This window comes from uncultured Shewanella sp., from assembly GCF_947501665.1.
Classification (GTDB): Bacteria; Pseudomonadota; Gammaproteobacteria; order Enterobacterales; family Shewanellaceae; genus Shewanella.
This window is the reverse complement of sequence record NZ_CANMWS010000050.1, coordinates 1-18,721: the sequence shown is the minus strand read 5'-3', so window position 1 is coordinate 18,721 and position 18,721 is coordinate 1. Positions and strand designations below refer to the sequence as shown.

Sequence of the window (18,721 nt, the reverse complement as noted above, 5' to 3'; positions counted from 1 at the left end):
AAAGCATACCACTACCAGCAGTTGGCTCTCCACCATCTGATCATCCATGAGTATTGCACTTATTATATGAATTTAGGATTCATTCTTGATTTAACGTAAATATTGCTATTAATGTGCGTGTTTATGAGATGGCAGAGTAAAGTTGTCAATTTTATTATATATCCTATATCCATTTAGGTATTTTATTGTCTATGATTTACTTTTAAAAGAGGAAGTTATTTATATCGATGGTTGTCGAGAGTAGATTACAGCAGGTTTAATATTATAGTGGTATATATTTATCGATTTAAACTGAAACGTAGTAATATTATTTTGTCTTTAGGCTACATAATAATATTTATCGCTACTATTTATTAATAAATAGATAGACTATGTTGTGTTTTGCTCTTTTGGGTTTATTACTCATTTTAAATTGAATTTCTTTCCATGATTTTATTTAAAATTGTTTGTTCTAGTAAAGCTCCTTGATAATATAAGAACTATTTTATATTCACACCTTATTATTCTTATTATTGTTCAATAATCTTTTTAGTTTATATGGTAACGTGTCGATTTAGTTTTTTGAGATTGATGCTGTAGTTGAGCGCTTGGTTTCTGTGCATTTGTTTATGCATTTTAACTCAGTTACCTGCCTTTTCCTGGGCTGATCATGGCTGTTTTCCTGTTAACAATAACAATAGAGAGACGAGTGAAATCATGAATGATTCAGGGTGAATGAAGAAGCTAATTTAAATAACAAGTGTATCAAGGTTGATACTTATAGATTTATTATGTTGTAAATGTGACTTAATTTAAAATTAAATTAACTAAAAAATTTTTATTAAATACATTTGTATCATGTTGGTGGGTTTTTATTGTTTTGCTGGGTGTAAAAAAGGGTTTTTATAATAAAAATGTAAGTTTGTGTTTTTATTGTATTTGTATTTGTATTCTTTTTTGTAATCGTATTTTATTTGTGCAAAAAGATGTTTGAAGGTTATTTTATTGTAATTAGTGTTGACACTAAGCCTTATATTTAACAGTATTTATGTCGAAATAATTAACTTTAGTTTCAATAATAAAATAATAAACAACAAATAATAATATTTTGATATTTCAATTTGGAATATCAGGGAGAATATATGCATTCATTAACTTTAGCTGCGAAAGCAGTCCGTCGTAGCTGTTTGGCTATGGCTGCCACTAGTGTTGTTTTGTCTGGGCAAACTTTCGCAGAAGAGACAACAATTGAAGAAAAAGTCGAACGTATTTCTGTGACGGGTTCGCGGATTAAGCGAACGGATATGGAAACAGCGAGTCCTGTTACTGTTATTGATGCTAGTGCGATTAAAGCCTCTGGCGCGACATCGATTGATTCTGTGCTTCAAAAAATGACTGCGACTGGCGGTGCCATGACCAATCCTGGGATTAATAATGGCTCACAAGGAAACACATCGATTAATTTACGAGGATTAGGTTCACAACGTACCTTAGTACTGGTGAATAGTCGTCGTATGGTTAACTCAGGTACTGGCGCCGCTTCAACAGTGGATTTAAATACCATTCCAGTTTCTATGATTAAGCGTATTGAAGTGCTCAAAGATGGTGCATCTGCGGTATATGGTTCTGATGCCATTGCTGGTGTGGTCAACATCATCTTAAAAGATGATTTTGAAGGCTTTGAGCTCAATGCACAAAGTGGTGCCTCAACAGAAGGTGATGCGACGACAACGAGTATCGATCTTACGGTTGGAGGTAACTTTGATCGTGGTAATGCTGTTGTGGGTGTTCAATATATGGATCGCGGTGACGCTAGTATGGCAGATCGTGATTTCTCAGCTTGTCCATATGCAGAAACAACCGATGATAATGGCAATATATCATTGTATTGTGCGGGGAGTTCTTATACCCCATACGGCCATATTTGGGGGCCCGATCAATCATTGCAAGGTAATGCTGATGGTTCTTGGCATGATTTTTCAGATAGTGACAGATATAACTATGCTGCAGAAAGCTATTTGTATACCCCAATGCAACGTTTAAATATGACAGCACTGGCTAACTATGAGCTAACTGATACGCTGAATTTATTTGGTGAAGCTATGTACTCAAAGCGCTGGTCTGAGCAACAAATGGCACCTCAGCCTATTTGGACAGATACGTTTACTTACACTGAAGCGATGGGTGACAGTTTAATTAGTAGCGGTATTAACTATGGTGATGATGTTGACTATGGTCGCCGTATGACAGATGTCGGTAATCGTGAGTTTAGCCAAGTCGTTGATACTGTACGTATTGTTACCGGTATCGAAGGTGAGTTTGGTGAAGCTTGGAGCTGGGATGTTGCAGTTAACTATGGCCGTAATGACTCTGTTGATCGTTTAGCTAACTTAATTAACATGGGCTCCGTGAACGATGAGATTGTTGAGGGTACCTTTAACCCATTAGACCAAAGTGCATGGTCAAGCGATAACATGCAAGGTTACACTTACACTGAGATTAACTCAGGCGGTAGTGAAATGTTCATTTTATCGGCTAACATTGGTGGTGAGTTATTTGAAATGCCAGCAGGTATGGTTGGCTTTGCAGCAGGAATCGAACAACGTACTGAAAAAGCTTGGTTTATTCCTGATTCATTAACGGCCCAAGGCTTAGCAAACGATCCAAAAGTGGATCCGACTAGTGGTGAGTATGATGTAACAGAAGCATATGCTGAGTTCATTATTCCTGTCTTATCGGATATGTTCTTAGCTGAAAATGTTGAAGTTAGCGCGGCGATACGAGCGTTTGATTACAGTACTTTTGGTAGTGATAGTACTTGGAAATTGGGTTTAACTTGGAGTGTGACAGAAGATTTAATGCTTCGAAGTGTTGCCTCTACAGCCTTTAGAGCGCCAACAGTAGATGAGTTGTATTCAGGTCAATCAACGTCGTTTGATCAAGTCACATTGAATAATGCTCAAGTCACTTATCAAGATCAAGCTGAAGTGACTGTAGGTGGAAATGAAAACCTCACTCCTGAAGAAGCGGAAACCTTTACAGCTGGTTTCGTTTATTCTCCAAGTTGGTTCGAAGGGTTCTCAGTTACAGCGGATTATTATGATATTGACATCACTAATGCCATTGTCGAAATCAATTCACAAAATATTGTTAATGCATGTTTAGACAGTTCAGGTAACGCTGTAAATTCTGGTACGGCTTTATGTCAATCGGCTCAAATATCAATGGATAATACGGGTCGTATTAGCTTTAACAACCAACTACAAAATATCGGTTCTGAGAAAACATCAGGCATTGATTTAAACCTTGCGTATAATTTTGAAATGCTTGGTCTAGATTGGAATGCATCAGCTGACAGTACTATTCTTTTAGATTATGAAGTGGATGGGACTGATTATGTTGGCTTTATTACTTCAGGTAGTGGTAGTTATGCTAAGTACAAAACTAACCTTGATTTGAGCGTGATGGCTGACGATTGGAGCGCGAATTATCAAGCGCGTTTTATTGCGGGTATGGATAGTTATGATTGTAAAGATGACACATCAGAGTGTTATGCACCGACAGTTGATATGGTCGTCTACCATGATATCTCAGCGTCATATTTCATGACAGAGAATCTAACGTTCTCAGCGGGTATTAATAACTTGTTTGATAAAACACCGCCTTACTACACAGGTAATAACGATTCTAATACCGATCCTTATACTTATGATACATTAGGCCGTCGTTTTTATGTTCAAGCTAGCTTGAAAATGTAATTAACAAGCGTTTAAATTTGTTAAACGGCTAATTAAAAAGCCTTTGAAAAACACCGCTACTATAGCGGTGTTTTTATTTTATTAAAACAAAGCAATCAAGGTTAAACCCAAGTGTAATGTCTATGACTTATTTTGGGAGACATTAGCAGATTTTTGAGAAGGGTAAAGCAGGTGATAAGGGGAAATGTCGACCTGCTTATTGGTATTAAAATAAGGATTAACAATCGCTCGCTGCGAGCATTAATAGTTTGGGCAAAAATTGTGTATCTTGCGCTGCAATGTTTATTTGTTCTGCTAACACATCTTTTAAAATGTCATTGGTGGTTAATGGGTTGGCTAAGACGACTCTAAATACAACCGAGGGCGTATCCAGTAATGGTTCTGCTTGAATACGGGTACGGGAGACAAAAGATGTTCCTTGTTCACGTTGTTGTTTTTGCATCAATTGAGTGAGGCCATCAAGAAGTTGATTTATTGTAGTTAGCGTATTGAGATCATGGGCGTGTCTGGCTTTTTCTATGGCAAGCTGTACTTTTTTTGGTACATAACGGTAGGTTAACAAGCAAAGTTCTGGTTCGCTAATGAGCTCAAAATCAGCTTGCTGTTTTATAAGTGCGGCAAAGTAGCGTGCTTTTTCTAGACTATTATTGATGAGAATTTCGTAGCCATCTCGACCAATAATTTGTAAACAGGCATGCACAAGCATGGCCATACCCGGCCTTGAACCTTCAAGTGTCTGACTGCCTAAATCTTTTGAGCCTTGACGTAGAATATATTCAGCATGGTGTTTTATGGCATTGGCAAAGGTGGGATCTTTAAATAGCACCATGCCGGCCCCCATGGGCACGTATAATTGTTTATGCGCGTCTATGGTGACTGAATCCGCACGTTCAATTCCGTTGAGTAAGTGGCGATATTTGTTTGACAATAACGAAGCGCCTCCCCAAGCTGCATCCACATGAAAATGGCACTTGAGTTCTTCAGCAAGGTTAGCTAATTCATTAAGTGGATCAATATTGCCTGTTTCAGTGGTGCCAGCAACGCCGACAATGGCCATGACTTTAATGTTATTTAATTCAAGTTTATGGGCAATTGTGCGCATGGTGTTGACGTCGACTTTATTATTGTTATCAACGGGGACTTGAATGATATTATCTCGGCCAATGCCTAATAAATCAGCCGTTTTTCCTAAAGAGTAATGTCCACGTTTGGAGACTAAAATGGCTAAATCATCAAAACCATAATGACGTAACCCTTTCATCAGACCTTGGGCTGCAATGCCTTTGTAATCGCCATCGGCTTTTAATAGCTGATTTCGAGCTGTCCATAAAGCCGTAATATTGGCAACGGTTCCTCCTGAGCAAAAAGCGCCTAGAGCATCATTCGCATTGTGCATCCAGCTTTGATAAAAATGATCATTTTGCTGATAAACGAGATGATGCATCATGCCAAGGACTTGCCGTTCAAGAGGAGTGAAGGCTTTTGATGTCTCAATTTTAACCAGATTTTGATTCAATCCTACCATCATCTTAGATAAAGGCAGTACGAAATAAGGTAAGGCCGATGTCATATGCCCTATAAAACTGGGTGAAGAGGTATGCACCGAATGGGCGACTAAGTTCTTCATGATGTCATCAGTATAGTCAGAGACAAATTGTGGCATTTCTGGGATCTGATATTGTTGAAAATCACGCTCAATGTCGCTGAGTGGTTTTTCGATTGCGACAATACTGTCTTTTAAAAAGCCCATTAAATTTTGAGATAAGTTTTGTTCTATTACGCTTAATGTTGAATCAGGGGCTTCTGGCAAAGTAAAAATGCGTAATAGCGCATCTTCCGATGCAGTGGCGCGTTTGAATGTCATGACTCTTGCTATCTCTTACCTATCATACTGGATTAACAGCCATAACGATTGAAGTTATATCTGTCAAAATGGGAGCTCACTTTACTGTATGGCGTAGAGTGCATCAAGTGATTATTGAAGGCAAATGAATTGACTATCAATATTGATTTTTTTGATGAAAAAAGTACTGGCAATGAAAGTGAGTAAATGGTTTTCTTACTGTGTAAAATTTGGGATTGCAACTGATAATGATTAGTATTTAATTTGTTTTTAAGCGTAAGAAAGCAGATAATAGCTGGCAATTGATAAGCGGTTATTCAAATACTTCATTGAGGATAAACAAGTGCCATTCTTGTACCTCATTTTGCAATGAAGGTTTGACACTCGTACGCTTCTAAAGGGATATGTGCAATGAAGTTAAGTGAATTAAATCCAGGGGATAATGCCATTATCTCTGTTGTTGGGCAAATGTCTTTGCCACTGGCTGTAAAAAGAAAGTTACTTTCGATGGGGATCACTCCGAATACGCGTTTTTCTTTGATTCGACGTGCACCGATGGGCTCTGGGCTCGAATTAGATTTACGTGGCAGTAAATTATGTATGAGACATGATTTAGCCAATATCATTGAGGTAGAAAAAACCCATGACTAAACCATTTCATTGCGTTACCGTTGGTAACCCTAATGCAGGAAAATCAACATTATTTAATGCATTAACAGGTGCTAACCAACAAGTTGGTAATTGGTCGGGTGTGACCGTTGAAAAGAAAACCGGCCTTTTTACATTAGAGAATTCTGACGTTTATTTAACGGATCTACCCGGGATTTATGATCTGCTGCCTGCGGGAAACAGTTGTGATTGCTCATTAGATGAACAGATTGCACAAGTTTATTTAGCTAATGAAAAAATGGATGGCATTATTAATCTTGTGGATGCAACGAATATTGAGCGGCATCTATATTTAACAGTGCAATTACGCGAATTGGGGATCCCCTTAGTTGTCGTGTTGAATAAGATTGATGTGGCTCTTGCTCGTGGTATGGATATTAATGTTGACCAAATGAGCCAGATCCTTGGTTGTCCCGTGGTGGCTGTTTGCTCTCGGGATGATAATGATATCAACAAAGTGAAAGCACAAGTGGTGGCTTTATTAAAAGGGCAAGTTTCTAAAACGCCATTGATGCTTGATTATGGGACAGCATTAGAAGCTAAAATGACTCAGATGATGAGTCAAACTCCATCCCTGACTCGCAGTGATGTATTAACGCAGCTGGCCAGTCAGTCTGTCAGCTCAAAAGGGTGTAATGCTGCCTCAGCTTCGCCTGCTGAAATGCAAGATAACCGTTTAGATAATTCGGCCGCGTTATCCCATGAAGATATTGAAACCTATCTTGCTACAACGCGGTTTAATTTTGTAGAGCAAGTGTTCACTCAGTCAGTGAAAAGTCAGTCCCATGAAACGCTCACGGATAAGCTCGATAAATTTGTCTTGCACCCCTTGCTAGGGATACCCATTTTTTTATTGGTTATGTACCTATTATTTATGGTGAGTATTAATGTGGGCAGTGCGTTTATCGATTTTTTTGATATTAGTGCCGGTGCGTTATTTGTTGATCATTTTGGAGCATTGCTTGAAGGGCTAGGTACCCCTGCATGGGGAGTGACTATTTTAGCGGGAGGCATAGGGCAAGGGATTCAAACTGTGGCGACCTTTATTCCGGTTATTGCTGCGTTATTTCTCATGTTGTCAATCTTAGAAGGCTCAGGTTATATGGCAAGGGCGGCTTTTGTCGTCGATGGACTGATGCGACGTATTGGTCTACCCGGTCGTGCTTTTGTGCCTATGATTGTCGGATTTGGTTGTTCGGTGCCTGCGATTATGTCCACGCGAACCTTGGGGAGCGAGCGTGAGCGGATTGTGACAGGCTTGATGACACCGTTTATGTCTTGTGGCGCGCGATTACCTGTTTATGCATTATTTGCTGCAGCTTTTTTCCCTCATACGGGACAAAACTTAGTGTTTGGTTTGTATATTATTGGTATTTTTGCCGCGGTTGGGACAGGATTGTTATTGCGATCGACGATTTTACCAGGTTCAAGCAGTGCCGTTGTTATGGAGCTGCCAAGCTATGAAAGACCTAAGTTTAAAATGGTGATGAATCGAACGGGTAAGCGAACTAAAGGTTTTATTAAAGGCGCAGGCAAAACTATCGTGATTGTGGTGACGTTATTGAATTTTGCGAATTCTATCGGCACCGATGGCAGTTTTGGTCACCAAGATAGCGCAGAGTCTGTGCTTAGTGTTGTGAGTCAGAAAGTGACCCCTTTCTTTACTCCAATGGGTATAGAAAAAGATAATTGGCCTGCGACGGTGGGAATTATTACTGGGCTATTTGCTAAAGAAGCGGTGGTTGGAACATTAAATAGTTTATATTCTGGCAGTGATAATGGTGGCAGTTTGGTTCCATTATCATCATCTTTTAAAGAAGCGTTAGCGACGATTCCTGCAAACTTATTTGGTATCTCATTTGAAGATCCTTTATCACTTTCCGTTGGGGATGTGACCTCAGTAAAATCAGCAGCTGAAGAACAATCGGTCAGTACCCATACGTTCGTTGCATTGAAATCTGGCTTTCCAACCTTGATTGCCGCTTTTGCCTATTTATTATTTATTCTATTGTATACACCTTGTGTGGCTGCAATGGGGGCGATGGTTAATGAATTTGGGCCGCGTTGGGCACTGTTTGCTGCGACTTGGACATTTGGTTTAGCTTATGGCACTGCCACTGTGTTTTACCAAGTGGCGACGATTGCTCAACACCCGATTCAGTCAATGTTATGGAGTGGCTTTTTTATTGGAGCATTAATCATTTTCTATTTTTGGTTAAAGCGAAAAGGGCGCAAAACCCAGAGTATTATTCCGAATGTGAAAGTGATCACGGAGTAATTTTTTTTAAATGGGTGTAAAAAGCAGCGTGTATTCGCTGCTTTTTACATTAGAAACCATTATTTTTTACGATTATCGTTATTTTTCAGCATGGATCGTTGTATATCGAGTTGATCTGTAGGATCATGCTTTTTTAACTTTTAACCCTGTCCTTGAGAGGAATTCCATGAGTCAAATGGACACTGAAGTACGTCCGAGTAACTTCATTCGTAATATCATAGATGAAGATCTTGAAACCGGTAAGCACACACAAGTGCATACTCGTTTTCCGCCTGAGCCAAATGGTTATTTGCATATTGGTCATGCTAAATCAATTTGCCTTAATTTTGGTATAGCACAGGATTATCAAGGTCAATGTAATTTACGTTTTGATGATACTAATCCTGAAAAAGAAGACATCGATTATGTGCATTCAATTCAGGAAGATGTGCAATGGCTTGGTTTTCAATGGGCAGGTGACATTTGTTATTCATCTAATTACTTTGATAAGTTACATCAATATGCCTTAGAGCTTATTGAGAAAAATTTGGCTTATGTGTGTTTCCTCAACAGTGAAGAGACACGTGAGTACAGAGGGACACTAAAAGCACCGGGTAAAAATAGCCCTTATCGCGATACCAGTGTTGAAGAAAACTTAGCTTTATTTGAAAAAATGCGCTTAGGGGAATTCAAAGAAGGTGAGTGTGCCCTTAGAGCTAAAATTGATATGGCATCACCTTTTATGTGTATGCGAGATCCGATTATCTATCGTGTGCGCTTTGCTCATCATCACCAAACTGGGGATAAGTGGTGTATTTATCCTATGTATGATTTTACCCATTGTATCTCTGATGCGATAGAAAATATCACTCATTCTTTGTGTACATTGGAATTTCAAGATAATCGTCGTTTGTATGATTGGGTATTGGATCATTTAGATGACTTTCAAGTTGATAATCGTACACGTCAATATGAATTCTCACGCTTAAATCTTGAATACACTTTAATGTCAAAGCGAAAGCTGAATGATCTTGTGACAAATAATGTGGTGACAGGTTGGGATGATGCACGTATGCCGACGATTGCGGGTTTGCGCCGCCGTGGATATACCGCAGCTTCTATTCGTGAGTTTTGCCAGCGTATTGGTGTCACGAAGCAAGAAAACATGGTTGAAGTGGCAATGCTCGATGCGTGTATTCGTGAAGAGCTTAATGAAAATGCCCCTCGCGCAATGGCGGTTATTAATCCGGTTAAGATCATTATTGAAAATTATCCAGTGGATAAAGTCGAAGAGATCATGGCGCCAGTGCATCCAAACATTGAAGACATGGGAAAAAGGCCGTTGGCCTTTAGTCGAGAAATTTTTATTGATGCAGATGACTTTCGTGAAGAGGCCAATAAAAAATATAAACGTTTAGTACAAGGTAAAGAAGTGCGCTTGCGTAATGCTTATGTGATTAAAGCGGAGCGTTGCGATAAAGATGATGAAGGCAATATTACAACGATTTATTGTACTTATGATAATGAAACCTTAGGTAAAAATCCCAGTGATGGCCGTAAAGTGAAAGGGGTGATCCATTGGGTTGAAGCCAGCACAGCTAAAAATGCTGAGTTTAGATTATACGAAAGGTTATTTACCGATCCTAACCCAGCTGCAATGGACAGCATTGAAGAAGCACTCAATCCGAATTCTCTTGTGATTAAGCAAGGTGTGGTTGAAGCGAACTTAATCAATGCTGTTGCTGAAAAAGCTTATCAATTTGAACGAGAAGGCTATTTCTGTGCGGATAATAAAGACTCAACACCAGAACATTTGGTGTTTAACTTAACGGTGCCGTTAAGAGACTCTTTTGCTTAATTTCAGTTAATAAGATAAAACCGACAGCCAAGTGTTAATTAAAGGTTGTCGGTTTTTTTATGCTTATTACTGGCCTATTGATAGACTGGTGCTAGCCCCCAACCCCACAAAATGGCGCTGGTACCCATTAATGCACTTAATAGTATAAAGCCTGCGGTGAGCACTGATAAGGTATAAACAATACTTTTATCTTCATGAATATTCATGATGATAGGTACGCCAGTAAAGAGCAGATAAATAGAATAGGCAAGACCGATTAAACCTATGATCATAATAAACCAGAGAACGGGAAATAAACAGGCAAAACCCACCATGAACACAGGGGTTGCGGTATAGGCAGCCAGCTCTAAAGATTGAGTATAAGTGGGTGTAGCATCAAAGGTTTTTGCCATCCAAAAAATAAGATAAGCGAGAATAAAAACACCAGTAAGTAAGCCTAAATACATGGATAAACTCATAAAGAAAGCACTGCGTACGGTTAAAAAGTGTCGTTCTCCAATACCGAGATCCCAGCCAATATGTGTTGTAGCAATATAACTGCAAATAACAGGTATCAGTGCAATGAGTAGAATGTGACTTAGACTACTTTTGAATGACTCATGGTTTTTCTCTATTGTATGCCATTCTTCTTTTGGATGCGTATATAGCCCCATTAAATGATTTAAAATCATGATGATTACCTTTACCTAGCATTTAAAGATGCTCGTCAAAACCACTATATCTAAGTGCCTTGAAATAATAGGTTAAAGGACGGAGATATAGACGAACTTGTTACAGCTCTATGATTATTAATTAAACAAAATGTGAACGATGTCAAGAGAGAAGAGCTGGGAAGTCACGGTATATTCATATAAAGTGATGCTTAATACCCACATTAAATGTAAGTATTTGTAAGACTTCTTATTGGGTTAGTGTCACTTCATGTTTTTAATAAAATAAACCTAATAATCGTGATTAAGTCATAGGGAAGCAAAGCGTTTACTGATAAAATCATGTCTATGTTGCATTATATTCTTGAGAATTTTTAAACGTGTCGACTCAGTCTTTATTGTCCCCCATTATGGATTTTTTAAAGTGTAAAACACCTGATGCATGGATCCAAAAAGCGGCTTTACCTGAAAATTTGTCTCAGTTGCTGATTGATCACTGTAATTGTGAATTAAAAGCTGCCCAAACAGCCATGTTTCTATTAAGAAAGTATGCTGTGAATGCGGAAAGTGGCAAGCTGCTATTGGCTTGGGCAAAGCCCTATGAGGACTTTGTTTATCAAAAAGAGAGAGATATTGGACTATTTTTAGCAAGTCGAACGCAAAAAAATGAGGCCATTGGAGAGCTTACCCCTAAGGCTAATTTTGCAACTGCACCTGATTTAATTGCCAAAATGGTGCGTTTAATTAAAGAAGAGTTTCATCATTTTGAACAAGTGTTAGCATTAATGCATGCCAGAGGCATTGAATATCAAAATATGCATGCGGGACGTTACGCCAAAGGCATGATGAAGCCTATTCGCACGTTTGAGCCTGCGGCATTAGTGGACAAACTCATTGTTGGCGCTTTTATTGAAGCACGGTCTTGTGAGCGTTTTGCGATGTTAGCGCCTCATTTAGATGATGAACTCAACAAGTTTTATGTGTCACTCTTGCGCTCAGAAGCCCGTCATTATCAGGATTATTTAACGTTAGCCGAAGAGATAGCTGAAACCATGCTCGCTTCGGTAAAAAGCAAGAAACCAAGTAAAGCATCAAAACCGTCGGCTAAAGAAGATATTCAATCTCGCATTGCCTTGTTTGCTTCTGTGGAAGCTGAGCTTATTTCATCACTCGATGATGATTTCAAGTTTCACAGTGGTATGCCTACAGATAAGATTTGAGCTGAGTTGAGCTGTGATAGCCGTGAGCCTTTAACATGCCTGTTTTCAGAATGCGTCAAAGTGAATAATTCAAGACGCACTTTTGTAAAAGAAAAGGTACCGAAATACTGATTGCTTATTAAGATGCTTCAACGCCGATACAGGTGCTTTTACACATTCCTAAAGAGTTGGCTGTTATTAGCAAGAGGAAAATGCTCTGTGCAATAAGGGGATTATTGCACAGAAAAATTAATTAAGTGTCAAAAGTGAGTGCATTGGTTAAATCACCAAAAGGGGTTTGATCCCGTGCGATCATTTCTTTATCCCTTTGTTTAATGCCTTCTAGTGTTTCTAAGTCAAATACTCGAGTGATTAAACGCAATATGGAAGCGGTGTCATAATGTGTATGATCGACCCCACCTTTACGCGAGAAAGGAGAAACAATGAGCGCAGCAATACGAGAACCTGGGCCCCATCTGTCTCCTTTAGGCGGGGCAACATGATCCCACCAACCGCCATTTTCATCTGTAGTCACAATAACCACCATATTATCCCATTGTGGACTTTCTTGTAATACCTTTAAGGTTCTATCAATATGTTTATCACCAGACTCTATTTCTGCATAACCGGCATGCATATTAAGGTTGCCTTGTGGTTTATAGAAAGTGACAGGGGGGAGCTTTCCGGCTTCCACATCTTGAAAAAACTTGTTTGTTCTTGAGTCATTGCCTAGACCCGCATCCCGTAATCGTTTACTACGTTCAATGGGGTGTTCTGGTCCTTGGGCTTTGAAGTAATTAAAAGGTTGGTGATGATATTGAAAATTAGGGATTTTAGGGATCCCTGTCGAATCCTTATATTCATCGATAGTGGCAGACCAAGCGCCAGCATACCAAGCCCATTCAATTTCCTTTTTCGACAGTTTATCACCAATATGCTCATGGGTTTGTGGGACTAATGTGTTGGGTTCATCCCATTTTGCATAATCTGGTTTTTGTGGATCGCGGCTCCAACTAGGCCAATAAGGGGGGGCCATGGTATTGACGGCATAACCGTCGGGTGTCAACGCACTTGGACCAAATTGAGGAGGACCATTCATCGCACTTGTCGGTGAGCTGTCTAATGGTTTTAATCGCGTATCAAGGGGATTATGGGTTTGCAGTGTGGCTATCTGTGTTTTCGCTGGCGATCGGTGTGCATTAGGATAAAAGGGAACAGTAGCACTGATCAAATATTGATGATTGAGAAAAGAGCCGCCAAATGCCCCCTGGAAAAAATTATCACACAGTACAAATTCTTTAGCGACATTCCAAAGTCTGAGGGAATAACGACTTTGTGCATAATGCCCCATGGTCAAAGCCCCTGAATCGGCCCATGCGACAAAATGATCGTTTTTTCCGCCATTGATTTGCATTTGGTTTTGATAAAAAACATGCCACAAATCACGAGTGACCAAACCAAAAGGTAAGTCTTCGTCATTGGGGCCTTTAAGTGCAAAAGGTGCATTGGGTAAGTCGGTTTGATATTGAATGCCAGCAGGATAGTCAACACCATGAACACTTTGAGGACCAAGTTGGACACAGCCCCCCCAAATTTCCGGTAAGGTATCGAGAATATGACCGTTTCTATCTTTTTGTTGATATTCTTCCGGTTTAAGCGATGCGAGTGGTTTTTCTAGGCCTGGAAAATCACTAAAAAGGTTATTAAAGCTACGATTTTCAGCATAAATCACTACGATATTTTTGACGTTTTTCTGTAGTGCTTTATTTAATTCGCTAGAGGTGCGAGAGGAAGGGCTGAGTATTTTTTTATTCTCTTTATTAGTGGCGTATGCATTAAGTGATGCACCCGCACCAATTGCCGCAACGCCTGTTAAGAAACGTCGCCGACTAATATTATTTGATGGTTTGCTGGTGGGTTGATCTTTAGGATCATTCATTCATCGCCCCTTATAAATATAAGAAATTGAATTATTTCAAGCATGTTTTTTTAGAAAATAAGGATGCCAGATAAGAGATAAATATTAAATACAGAACAGCTGGTATATCGTCGAGTATGAATATATGTTATTTTATATAATTCAATAAGATAAGTGCATTTGAATCTCCATGGAATATTATTATTTAATTAAATATTAGTAAGTTACGTTATTAATGTGCAATTCATTAATATGACGGATTAGGTCTGATTATTTTTTATTTATTTAAATTTTATTTTATTTCTATTACATAATTTAAACGTCATAATTACTTATTTGTGTAAATAAAGATACGTTATGCATACTGGAAGCGATGTCTCATAAAAAATGGATTAGACAGAATGAATAAGTGAGTGGAATAATATAAAAGAAAAAAAGACATAATGATCAGTATTGATGCCCAGTGGAATATGAAAATGGCATCAATACTGCGCCAAAAAGAGAATAGAGGCGACTATAAATAGAGTATTACTTTATAAAAGGCAGTTCTTGAAGTTCTGCACCTTGTTCAGAAAGTTTTAATATACTGCCTTGATCGTACCAATCTCCCACGACAATACGTTGTTTATTGTGGGTGAGTTGATGAATATTAGGCCTGTGTGTATGGCCATGGATCATATATTGGCTTTGTGTTTTGGCTAATAAGTTAGCAACAGCATTGGGTTCGACATCCATAATCATCATGCTTTTATTTTGATTGACATTTTGACTATTTTTTCGAAGGTTATCGGCAATATTGTGGCGTGTTTTTTTAGGGAGATGATTATAAATCCATTTTGCCCAAGACCAGTTTCTAAAGGTGCGAAAACGCTGGTAAGCTTTATCTAAAGTACAGAGACTATCGCCGTGTAATAGGACATAGCTGCGATCATAAAGTGTACGTGTTGTGATTTCAGGAAGTAAGATCATACCACTGCGTTTAGCATAATGTTTGCCAATAAGAAAATCACGGTTGCCGTGGATAAAATAAATGGGGATATTGCTAGAAATACGTTTAAGTTTATCGGCTATATCCAGTGCAAAAGATTCCGCTAAATCATCTCCAACCCAAACATCAAAAAGATCGCCAAGAATATATAAAGCCTCGGTATCGTTCGTTAGACTGTCAAGGAATTGGGTAAAAGCTTCGGTGATATCAGGGCGATTTGCACTTAAATGCAAATCGCCCACAAAGTATGTATGCATAAGTAATTAAGCGTTAAGCAATACTAACTTTTTCAATAATAACAGCTTCTAAAGGCACATCTTGATGCATACCTTTATTACCTGTGCTGACGCCCTTAATCTTATTTACAACATCCATGCCCGCAGTGACTTCACCAAATACGCAATAACCCCAACCTTGTGCATTTTCTGCTTTAAAATCTAGGAAAGTATTGTCACTGATATTGATAAAGAATTGTGCTGTTGCTGAATGTGGATCGGATGTTCTTGCCATTGCAATGCTGCCAATCACGTTTGATAAGCCATTATTGGCTTCGTTTTGAATGGTTTCATTACAACGCTTTTGACTCATGTCTTCCGTAAAGCCACCACCTTGGACCATGAAGCCATCGATAACACGGTGAAAAATAGTACCGTCATAAAATCCATCTTTTGCGTAATTCAAAAAGTTTTCAACAGTGATAGGCGCTTTTTCACTGTTCAAATTAAGTTGAATATCACCATAGTTTGTGTGAAGTGTGATCATGATTTTTCTCTATGTTTGTACAAAATGCACAAATAAATAAGGGTAAATAGTCATGCGATTCTAACCTAATTGCATGAGCGCATAAAGTCTTGAATGAAATAAGCGGATACGATTAATACAAGTTTATCGCTTGTCACCGAGGTTTTTGTACTTTGTGTATTAAAACAAGCTGGAAGCCCTTTCTAGGCAATGGTAGACTGGCACCTTTAAACCCTATCTGGATCTTGAAGAGAAAAGCAATGTTAAAGCTATATAATAGTCTGACCCGCCAAAAAGAGGAATTTAAGCCAATCGTACCTGGAAAGATTGGTATGTATGTGTGTGGGATCACTATTTATGATCTCTGTCATATCGGACATGGTCGAACATTTGTAGCCTTTGACATGATGGTGCGTTATTTACGCTTTTCTGGTTTTGACGTCAATTATCTACGTAATATTACTGATGTTGATGACAAAATCATTAAGCGTGCTAATGAAAATAATGAAACCTGTGAGTCACTCACTGAGCGGTTAATTATTGAAATGCATAATGATTTTGATGCATTAAATATGTTGCGCCCAGATTTTGAGCCTAGAGCCACATTGCATATTCCTGAAATTATAGAAATGGTAGAAACATTAATTCGAAAAGATCATGCTTATGTTGCAACTAATGGTGATGTTTTATTCAGTGTGACTTCTTTTAAAGAATATGGCCGACTATCTAAGCAGGATTTAACGCAATTGCAAGCTGGCGCTCGAGTTGAAGTGGATGACACTAAACGGGATCCGATGGATTTTGTGCTATGGAAAATGTCAAAACCCGGTGAACCAACATGGGATTCTCCTTGGGGGGCAGGCCGCCCTGGTTGGCATATTGAATGTTCAGCCATGAACAGCAAACATTTAGGCAAACATTTTGATATTCATGGCGGCGGCTCCGATCTGCAATTTCCACATCATGAAAATGAAATTGCTCAGTCTTGCTGTGCCCATGACACACCTTATGTGAATTACTGGATGCATTCAGGTATGGTGATGGTCGATAAAGAAAAAATGTCCAAGTCACTGAATAACTTTTTCACCATTCGAGATGTCTTATCCCATTATGATGCAGAAATCGTGCGTTATTTTTTATTATCTGGCCATTATCGCAGTCAACTCAATTATTCAGAAGAGAACTTAAAGCAGTCTAAAGCGGCATTAACACGTCTCTATACGGCGCTTAAGGGCTTAGATTTAACGGTAGAGGCTGCTGACGATGCTCATTTTGTTGCGCAATTTAAAGCGGCAATGAATGATGATTTTAATACACCAGAAGCCTATGCTGTGTTGTTTGATATGGTGCGGGAAATTAATCGGTTAAAAGAGATAGATTTAACTGCTGCATCAGCCTTGGGTGTCAGTATGAAGCGCTTAACCGACGTACTGGGTATCATGCAGCAAGATGTAGAGTCTTACTTTAAAGGGGAAGGCACTGATGATGAAGTGGCCAAAATCGAAGCGTTTATTGTGCAGCGTAATGAGGCTCGTGCGGCAAAAGATTGGGCGTCGGCCGATGAGGCACGTGATGGGTTAAATGCTTTAGGTGTGGTGTTAGAAGATGGTCCAGAAGGCACGACTTGGCGTAAAAAATAATAGCTTGATTTTATCTTTGACTCCTTAATAAAAATGCCTGCAATAATGCAGGCATTTTTATTAGGGTCATTTGATGCCGTTTATAGGCCAATGAATAACATTTAAACAATTGATATTTAAATGAGGGTTAATCGTGATACTCTTCAGCAGCGTATAAAGTGTTGTCCAGTAAGCTGGCGATGGTCATGGGCCCAACGCCACCGGGGACGGGAGTGATCCAAGCTGCATTTTCTTGTGCACTATCAAAGGCGACATCACCAACCAGTTTGCCCTCATTTGTCCGGTTAATGCCCACATCAATAACAATGGCGCCGGGTTTAATCCAGCTGCCTGGAATAAAACCGGGTTTACCGACAGCCACAATAACTAAGTCAGCTTGCTTGACTTTTTCTTCTAAATTGCGTGTAAAACGATGACAAGTCGTGGTGGTACAGCCTGCGAGAAGAAGCTCAAGTGTCATGGGGCGTCCGACAATGTTTGAGGCGCCGACAATAACAGCATCAAGACCAAAGGTATCAATACCTGTGGATTTAATCAGCGTCATAATTCCCATCGGAGTACAAGAACGCAGAACGGGGATACGTTGTGCTAAACGACCCACATTATAGGGATGAAACCCATCGACGTCTTTATCTGGGCGAATACGTTCGATAACTTTGGACTCTTCAACATGCTCAGGCAGTGGAAGTTGAACTAAAATACCGTCGATACTGGCATCATCATTACAGTTATCGATTAATGTGAGTAAGTCTGCTTCTGAGGTGTCACTGGGTAAATCGTAAGAGCGTGAAATAAAGCCGACTTCTTCGCAGGCACGTCGTTTGTTTTCGACATAAACTTGTGATGCCGGATCGGCACCGACGAGGATCACGGCTAAGCCAGGGATCCGTTGACCTGCTTTTTTACGGGCAGAGACTTTATCTTTAAGCTGTGTTCGAATGGACTTGGCAATGGCTTTACCATCGATAATCTGGGCTGTCATTGGGGGTAAGATATCCTTTATAGGCCGCAATAATGGAAACGACGTTATAGTAGCAGTAGGGGCTTCTTGTGTCATTGATTAATGCTTCAGGTTATTATTTATAAACTGACGCCCAATCAAATTTGTGATGGAATTGGCATATTTCATAAGTTGAAAACAGGAATGATGGGATGGACACCTCTTGTTAAATCGGCGTCATTTGCGCCATATTGAGTTTGCATGTTCAATAATCAACAAAA

General features: G+C 39.2%; 12 protein-coding genes. 6 read left to right on the top strand and 6 right to left on the bottom strand.

The annotated features are described in order from the left end of the window. Positions 1 to 1,121 precede the first annotated feature (1,121 nt). Complete coding sequence (locus Q0976_RS23485; protein WP_299497219.1) at positions 1,122 to 3,737, top strand: TonB-dependent receptor; 2,616 nt, start codon at positions 1,122 to 1,124, stop codon at positions 3,735 to 3,737. 217 nt (positions 3,738 to 3,954) lie between these two features. Here Q0976_RS23485 and panP read toward each other — a convergent pair whose 3' ends face one another. Beyond that, entirely contained in the window at positions 3,955 to 5,601 is a 1,647-nt protein-coding gene (gene panP / locus Q0976_RS23480) for a pyridoxal-dependent aspartate 1-decarboxylase PanP (protein ID WP_299497217.1), read from the bottom strand. Between the two features lie 390 nt (positions 5,602 to 5,991). Between panP and Q0976_RS23475 the strand changes: the two genes are divergently transcribed. The 3 genes from Q0976_RS23475 to glnS all read left to right on the top strand — a co-directional run bounded on the left by Q0976_RS23475 (position 5,992) and on the right by glnS (position 10,364). Then, positions 5,992 to 6,231: a FeoA family protein gene (locus Q0976_RS23475; protein WP_299497215.1), complete on the top strand. Its 240-nt coding sequence runs from the start codon at positions 5,992 to 5,994 to the stop codon at positions 6,229 to 6,231. Beyond that, a complete protein-coding gene (feoB, locus tag Q0976_RS23470) occupies positions 6,224 to 8,527 on the top strand; it encodes a Fe(2+) transporter permease subunit FeoB (RefSeq protein ID WP_299497213.1) in 2,304 nt (767 codons plus the stop codon). The genes Q0976_RS23475 and feoB overlap by 8 nt, the downstream gene beginning before the upstream one ends. A 166-nt stretch (positions 8,528 to 8,693) precedes the next feature. Further along, the gene (glnS, locus tag Q0976_RS23465) at positions 8,694 to 10,364 is read left to right on the top strand and encodes a glutamine--tRNA ligase (protein WP_299497211.1); all 1,671 of its coding nucleotides are present in this window, start codon (positions 8,694 to 8,696) and stop codon (positions 10,362 to 10,364) included. Positions 10,365 to 10,438: 74 nt separating this feature from the next. Here the strand turns inward: glnS and Q0976_RS23460 are convergent, their stop codons facing one another. Further along, entirely contained in the window at positions 10,439 to 11,035 is a 597-nt protein-coding gene (locus tag Q0976_RS23460; protein WP_299497209.1) for a Yip1 family protein, read from the bottom strand. Positions 11,036 to 11,394: 359 nt separating this feature from the next. Between Q0976_RS23460 and miaE the strand changes: the two genes are divergently transcribed. Beyond that, positions 11,395 to 12,234: a tRNA isopentenyl-2-thiomethyl-A-37 hydroxylase MiaE gene (miaE, locus tag Q0976_RS23455; protein WP_299497205.1), complete on the top strand. Its 840-nt coding sequence runs from the start codon at positions 11,395 to 11,397 to the stop codon at positions 12,232 to 12,234. Positions 12,235 to 12,466: 232 nt separating this feature from the next. Here miaE and Q0976_RS23450 read toward each other — a convergent pair whose 3' ends face one another. The 3 genes from Q0976_RS23450 to Q0976_RS23440 form a co-directional block, all read right to left on the bottom strand. After that, positions 12,467 to 14,152, bottom strand: coding sequence for an acid phosphatase (locus Q0976_RS23450; RefSeq protein ID WP_299497204.1), 1,686 nt, complete (start codon positions 14,150 to 14,152; stop codon positions 12,467 to 12,469). Positions 14,153 to 14,659: 507 nt separating this feature from the next. Beyond that, complete coding sequence (locus tag Q0976_RS23445) at positions 14,660 to 15,376, bottom strand: UDP-2,3-diacylglucosamine diphosphatase (protein WP_299497201.1); 717 nt, start codon at positions 15,374 to 15,376, stop codon at positions 14,660 to 14,662. A 13-nt stretch (positions 15,377 to 15,389) separates the two neighbouring features. Next, positions 15,390 to 15,881, bottom strand: a complete 492-nt coding sequence (locus Q0976_RS23440) for a peptidylprolyl isomerase (protein WP_299497199.1) — start codon at positions 15,879 to 15,881, stop codon at positions 15,390 to 15,392. Between the two features lie 239 nt (positions 15,882 to 16,120). Here Q0976_RS23440 and cysS point away from each other — a divergent pair, with 239 nt between their 5' ends. Further along, the gene (cysS, locus tag Q0976_RS23435; RefSeq protein WP_299497198.1) at positions 16,121 to 17,500 is read left to right on the top strand and encodes a cysteine--tRNA ligase; all 1,380 of its coding nucleotides are present in this window, start codon (positions 16,121 to 16,123) and stop codon (positions 17,498 to 17,500) included. Positions 17,501 to 17,627: 127 nt separating this feature from the next. Here cysS and folD read toward each other — a convergent pair whose 3' ends face one another. After that, a complete protein-coding gene (gene folD, locus Q0976_RS23430; RefSeq protein ID WP_299497196.1) occupies positions 17,628 to 18,482 on the bottom strand; it encodes a bifunctional methylenetetrahydrofolate dehydrogenase/methenyltetrahydrofolate cyclohydrolase FolD in 855 nt (284 codons plus the stop codon). Positions 18,483 to 18,721: the final 239 nt, after the last annotated feature.

What these genes read in the sequence shown, in the direction of transcription:
- Q0976_RS23485 (WP_299497219.1), top strand. Translation starts at nt 1,122, where the DNA reads ATGCATTCATTAACTTTAGCTGCGAAAGCAGTCCGTCGTAGCTGTTTG.
- panP (WP_299497217.1), bottom strand. Translation starts at nt 5,601, where the DNA reads ATGACATTCAAACGCGCCACTGCATCGGAAGATGCGCTATTACGCATT.
- Q0976_RS23475 (WP_299497215.1), top strand. Translation starts at nt 5,992, where the DNA reads ATGAAGTTAAGTGAATTAAATCCAGGGGATAATGCCATTATCTCTGTT.
- feoB (WP_299497213.1), top strand. Translation starts at nt 6,224, where the DNA reads ATGACTAAACCATTTCATTGCGTTACCGTTGGTAACCCTAATGCAGGA.
- glnS (WP_299497211.1), top strand. Translation starts at nt 8,694, where the DNA reads ATGAGTCAAATGGACACTGAAGTACGTCCGAGTAACTTCATTCGTAAT.
- Q0976_RS23460 (WP_299497209.1), bottom strand. Translation starts at nt 11,035, where the DNA reads ATGATTTTAAATCATTTAATGGGGCTATATACGCATCCAAAAGAAGAA.
- Q0976_RS23450 (WP_299497204.1), bottom strand. Translation starts at nt 14,152, where the DNA reads ATGAATGATCCTAAAGATCAACCCACCAGCAAACCATCAAATAATATT.
- Q0976_RS23445 (WP_299497201.1), bottom strand. Translation starts at nt 15,376, where the DNA reads ATGCATACATACTTTGTGGGCGATTTGCATTTAAGTGCAAATCGCCCT.
- Q0976_RS23440 (WP_299497199.1), bottom strand. Translation starts at nt 15,881, where the DNA reads ATGATCACACTTCACACAAACTATGGTGATATTCAACTTAATTTGAAC.
- cysS (WP_299497198.1), top strand. Translation starts at nt 16,121, where the DNA reads ATGTTAAAGCTATATAATAGTCTGACCCGCCAAAAAGAGGAATTTAAG.
- folD (WP_299497196.1), bottom strand. Translation starts at nt 18,482, where the DNA reads ATGACAGCCCAGATTATCGATGGTAAAGCCATTGCCAAGTCCATTCGA.